The sequence below is a fragment of the Gordonibacter sp. genome, from assembly GCF_036667095.1.
Lineage (GTDB): Bacteria > Actinomycetota > Coriobacteriia > Coriobacteriales > Eggerthellaceae > Gordonibacter.
In genome coordinates this window covers 1-4,474 of record NZ_JAVWUP010000190.1, presented here as the reverse complement: position 1 = coordinate 4,474, position 4,474 = coordinate 1, and the positions used below count along the sequence as shown (strand labels likewise).

The 4,474-nt window shown below is 54.7% G+C and carries 5 protein-coding genes; 4 read left to right on the top strand and 1 reads right to left on the bottom strand.

Going from position 1 to position 4,474, the window contains the following annotated elements; genetic code table 11:
- From RR842_RS12160 to RR842_RS12145, 4 genes are all read left to right on the top strand, one after another.
- On the top strand, positions 1 to 1,830 hold a 1,830-nt coding region (locus RR842_RS12160; protein ID WP_332729904.1), incomplete at its 5' end, for a molybdopterin dinucleotide binding domain-containing protein.
- A gap of 3 nt (positions 1,831 to 1,833) precedes the next feature.
- Positions 1,834 to 2,439 (top strand): 4Fe-4S dicluster domain-containing protein, encoded by a 606-nt coding sequence (locus tag RR842_RS12155; protein WP_332729903.1) that lies wholly within the window; start codon positions 1,834 to 1,836, stop codon positions 2,437 to 2,439.
- 9 nt (positions 2,440 to 2,448) lie between these two features.
- The gene (gene nrfD, locus RR842_RS12150) at positions 2,449 to 3,516 is read left to right on the top strand and encodes an NrfD/PsrC family molybdoenzyme membrane anchor subunit (protein WP_332729902.1); all 1,068 of its coding nucleotides are present in this window, start codon (positions 2,449 to 2,451) and stop codon (positions 3,514 to 3,516) included.
- An 18-nt stretch (positions 3,517 to 3,534) separates the two neighbouring features.
- A complete protein-coding gene (locus tag RR842_RS12145) occupies positions 3,535 to 4,191 on the top strand; it encodes a molecular chaperone TorD family protein (RefSeq protein ID WP_332729901.1) in 657 nt (218 codons plus the stop codon).
- A gap of 27 nt (positions 4,192 to 4,218) precedes the next feature.
- Here the strand turns inward: RR842_RS12145 and RR842_RS12140 are convergent.
- On the bottom strand, positions 4,219 to 4,474 hold a 256-nt coding region (locus tag RR842_RS12140; RefSeq protein ID WP_332729899.1), incomplete at its 5' end, for a hypothetical protein.

The window sequence follows — 4,474 nt, the reverse complement described above, 5'->3', positions numbered from 1 at the left end:
GTCTACGACAAGAAGTACCTGCTAGAACGCACCAATCTGCCCTACCTCGTCCAAAAGGACATGGATTACTACCGCAACCCCGCAACCGGCAAGCCCATGATGTGGGATGCGGGCGAGGGTGTGGCGAAAGATTACGACGCCACGTTTACCACGCTGGCTCTTGAGGGCGCATACGAAGTAAACGGCGTGCCCGTAGAAACTGCTTTCGAAAAAATCAAAGCGTCCGTCAAGGATTCCACTCCGGAATGGGCGGCAGAGAAAACGGGCATTTCGGCTGAGGACATCCGCCGCGTAACTACCGAGTTCGCAAAAGAAGCCCGCATCGGCTCCACTATCACGCTCGATGGCGTGGAACTTCCCTACCGCCCCGTATGCCTCGCCACCGGTCGTGGATCGGCCAACACGATGCAGGGCCAGCGCACCTACATCGTGGCCGACACCGTGAACATGCTGGTGGGTGCTTTGGGCGTTCCCGGCTCGATGATTCATGTCGAACATCCTAAATTCGAAATCGAAGACGGCGTTATCCTGCCCGAGAAACTTGCCCCGTATATGGAAAAATACGACGCAAGCTTCACCATCCCGTTCAACGATATGACGGGCAAGCAGTTTTCGGCTCTGGCTCGATTCCCCGTACTCACCACCGCCATGGGCGCTATCGTTGATCCTGAGAAATATTTTGTCGACTACGATATTGACGTGCTGTTCCCCATCGGATCCAATGGCTTTATGGCAGACTCCGACCGCGATATGTTTGTGCAGGCATACAAAAAAGTTCCTTTCATCTTCACTACGGGACTATTGATGGACGAGTGCTCGCTGTTCTGCGACGTCATCTTGCCGGAACATTCTTCGCTAGAGCGCCAGCAGATCCACCCCATAGAAGAAATCATGACCGTCGGTCTCGATTCACTGCGCGTGGGTGGCGTGAACTACAAGGAAAGCCCCGTCGAGCACCTCTACAACACTGTGCAGTTTGAAGAGTTCGTCATGGAATTGGCCTACCGCCTTAAGAAGGGCCCGAAACTGAACATGGTTGTTTCCGGCTTCTTCGGCCTGATGAAAACTCCGTACCAACTCGATCCCACCAAAAAGTACACCTACGCCGAAGTCATTGAGCGCTACCTGAAAGTGACGGCCGGCGACGACGCCAAGGGTCTGGACTGGTTCCGTGAACATGGTTTTTGGACCTTCACACGAGATATTGAAGACTGCTACGACTATTGCATCCAAGGAGCAGGGCGCCTTCCGGTCTATGACCACCGCGACTTCATTGTGGGTCGCCATCTGAAGGCAAACTGCGAGAAATGGGGCGTTGAACAGCCGGGCTGGGAAGGCAAAATGGATGAAGTGTACGCCGAGTACACCCCCGTTCCTGCATGGCATGACAACTTCCTTACCGAAGTGGGCAAAGACGAGTTTGATATGTTTTGCGTGAACTGGAAAATCTCGCCTCGCATTCTTGGCCTGGGCGGAGCCGACAACAACGTGTGGCTGCGTGAAGTTGTTGAAAATCACGAGTTTGACGACTTATGTATCCAGATAAACCCCCTTGCCGCCAAGGCGCGCAAGCTGGCGTCTGGCGACAAAGTGATCGTTGAATCCCAGTTTGGCGGCACGGCCGAAGGCACGATTAAGGTGACTGGCCTGATCCGCGAAGATTGCCTCGGTTTCCCTGCGCAAGGCGGCCATGTGTCCAAGTTTTTGAACCCGGCATCGCGGCGCGGCACGACCTACAACCAACTGCTTAGCGCCCAGGGCGGCAACTACTTTACCGTCAGCGGCTCTATTTCCATTTCTACCCGCGTCAAAATCAGAAAGGCGGAATAAGCCATGCGTTATGGAATGGTCATCGACCTCGAGCGCTGCATAGGCTGCAACGCATGCACCGTTGCCTGCAAGCAGAAAAACGCTACCCCGCAAGGTACCTTCTGGTGCAAAGTTACCACGACTGAAGAAGGCGAATATCCCAAGGCGTACCGCAAGCATATGCCCACGCTGTGCAACCACTGCGAAAACGCCGTGTGCGTAAACGTGTGCCCGACCGGCGCCACATACAAGCGCGAAGACGGCATTGTCATGGTTGACACCGATAAGTGCATCGGCTGTCGCTACTGCATCGCCGCCTGCCCTTACGGAGCCCGCACCTTCAACTTCGGCGATAAAGCCACGTACTTCCCCGAGCTGAAAGAAGCCAATCCCTACGAACAGGCCTACACGGGCAAGTTTAAGAAGGGTACGGTTACTAAGTGCATTTTCTGCGCCGACCGCATCGACGAGGGCAATCCGCTGCCAGCTTGCGCACAGGCCTGCCCGACGCAAGCGCGTATATTCGGCGACATGGACACCAACGAAATGCAACAGCACCTCGTGAGTGGCGCCTACGTGCCGCGCCCCGATCAGCGTACCGAACCAAACGTCTACTATCTTCCTCGCTAAGGAGGGATCATGACCAACGAAGCTAGCAAACAAAGCAGGGTACCGTTGATTGTTGCGGCCGTGCTCACATGCGTAGGCCTTGGCGCGTGGATTATGCAAGTAACCCAAGGCATGCAAATAACCGCTTTAACCGACACCTATATTTGGGGATTTTCCGTCGCCATATTTTATGCCATGATGGCCTGCGCGGCTGGCCTGATGGCTCTGTGTGGTTTCGCCGAGTTTAAAGGTTCTGTCATGGACCGGGGCGAACGCAAGCTCGCGATGATGTTCGCTGCCCCAGCCATGGCCGCCGCCGGCATCCTGATCATCATGGATTTGGGAAACCCCTGCGCATTTTTTAGTCTTATCACGTCGCTCAACCTCACCTCGTTTACGGTGTTGGATTTCTGGGCGGTTCTGTTTTGCGTCATCGTCGGCATCGTCTATCTGGTGATGTTGGCAAAAGGGTCGAGCAACAAGCTTATCGGCACCATTGCCATGATTACCGCTTTGACCGTTATTGTTATTGAAGGCATCATGATGGCCAACAACACGTCCCATGCGCTGTGGGCTTCCGGCATGAGCGTGGCATCCTTTCTGGTGGCCGCTTTTACGGGTGGCACAGCACTTCTGGCGGCCATCGCACCTCGCCACAAAAACCTGTTCATAGCGGGGCTGCTGGCAGTGAGCGCCATCGTGTTGGCCGAGGTCGTTACCGGCCTTATTTCCGGCACCGATCTTTCTCGCGGTATGATGATGGCCATCGTGACGGGACCTTTCGCGCCCTATTTCTGGATTCAGATCGTGGTGGGCATTGTTGTGCCCCTGTTCCTGATCGTGAAGACCAATCACGTGATTCCTGCAGCAATTTGTACCTTTGTGGGATTGGCGTGCCATAAGCTTTGGTTTGTGCTGGCCGGCGAGGCCGAAACGGGTCTAGCCTACCACCATATCGGCTCTGTTGCCGAATCCTTCGATACCATGCTGTATGTGCCAAGCCTCATCGAAGTATGCATCACCGTCGGTGCTTTGGCTCTAGCCGTGCTCGCCTTCATCGTCATCCGCGATTTCATTTTCAAGGGCGACGTACGCTAACAGCAAGGAGTTATAACCATGAGTAAGACCATGAACACAGAACAGTTCAAAGAAAGCAGGGCACGGGCCGTGTCCTGGGGCGAAGCGTCTGACATGCTGGTCATGTTGGCGCAGATTGTAAACGTGGTACCCGACAAAACATGGGTGCCCTCACTGGTGAAAACAGTGAGCGCCCTTGACAGCGAGGCCCCCGGCTGTGCGCGCATGAAAGCCTATCTGACAAAGCATGCCAAAGATTCGATCGAGGAGCTTGTTCAGGATCTCGCAGTCGACTGGACCTTGGCGTTTCGCGGCATGAACCCAGCCCACGGTCCGCGACCGCCCTATGCGGGCGCGTGGCTGGCTGACGACGGAACGGGCGTAGAGCTGATGCTCGCCATCAATTCGCTCTATGTCGAAGAAGGCCTTGGAGTCAGCGGTAACCATCTAAACAGGCTCGACTATATCGGCGTTGAACTTGAGTTTATGGCTCATCTCGTCAAAAGGTTCGCTGAAGAAGGTACTGACGAGCTTGCAAAGCGCATCGTCGACTTCGAAGACCGCTTCATCTTATCGTGGTTCTTCCGATTCCAAAAACAGGTCGAAGAACGGTGCGCCATCGAATTTTGGAAAGGGTACCTAGAGCTGCTTGCCGCCGCCCTTGAAGACATCCGCGAAGGGCTTTCCGCCAAGTAGCAATCCGCATCGATAAACCCCACTTTTTCACAAAGAGACGTCCGTTTTCGGGCGTCTCTTTGCCGTGCTCATTGATTCCTTGTGATTTTGCTTCTTCTGTAGAAAAGTTAAGGATCCGCCGGGCTTATCAGGGGCTCGGGTGGCGCTTCTGATCCAACCCGTGACACCCTCGACAACAGGCGCGCGCGAACCAATTCGAGCTGCACGATTCACTTTGATACCAATGCCATTGTGCTGCTTTTGGTTACCGAGCGTCTCTTCAACCCAGTATCCAAGCAAAGTG

Excerpts from the sequence above, each read along its gene's own strand:
- RR842_RS12155 (WP_332729903.1), top strand. The coding sequence starts at position 1,834 with ATGCGTTATGGAATGGTCATCGACCTCGAGCGCTGCATAGGCTGCAAC.
- nrfD (WP_332729902.1), top strand. The coding sequence starts at position 2,449 with ATGACCAACGAAGCTAGCAAACAAAGCAGGGTACCGTTGATTGTTGCG.
- RR842_RS12145 (WP_332729901.1), top strand. The coding sequence starts at position 3,535 with ATGAGTAAGACCATGAACACAGAACAGTTCAAAGAAAGCAGGGCACGG.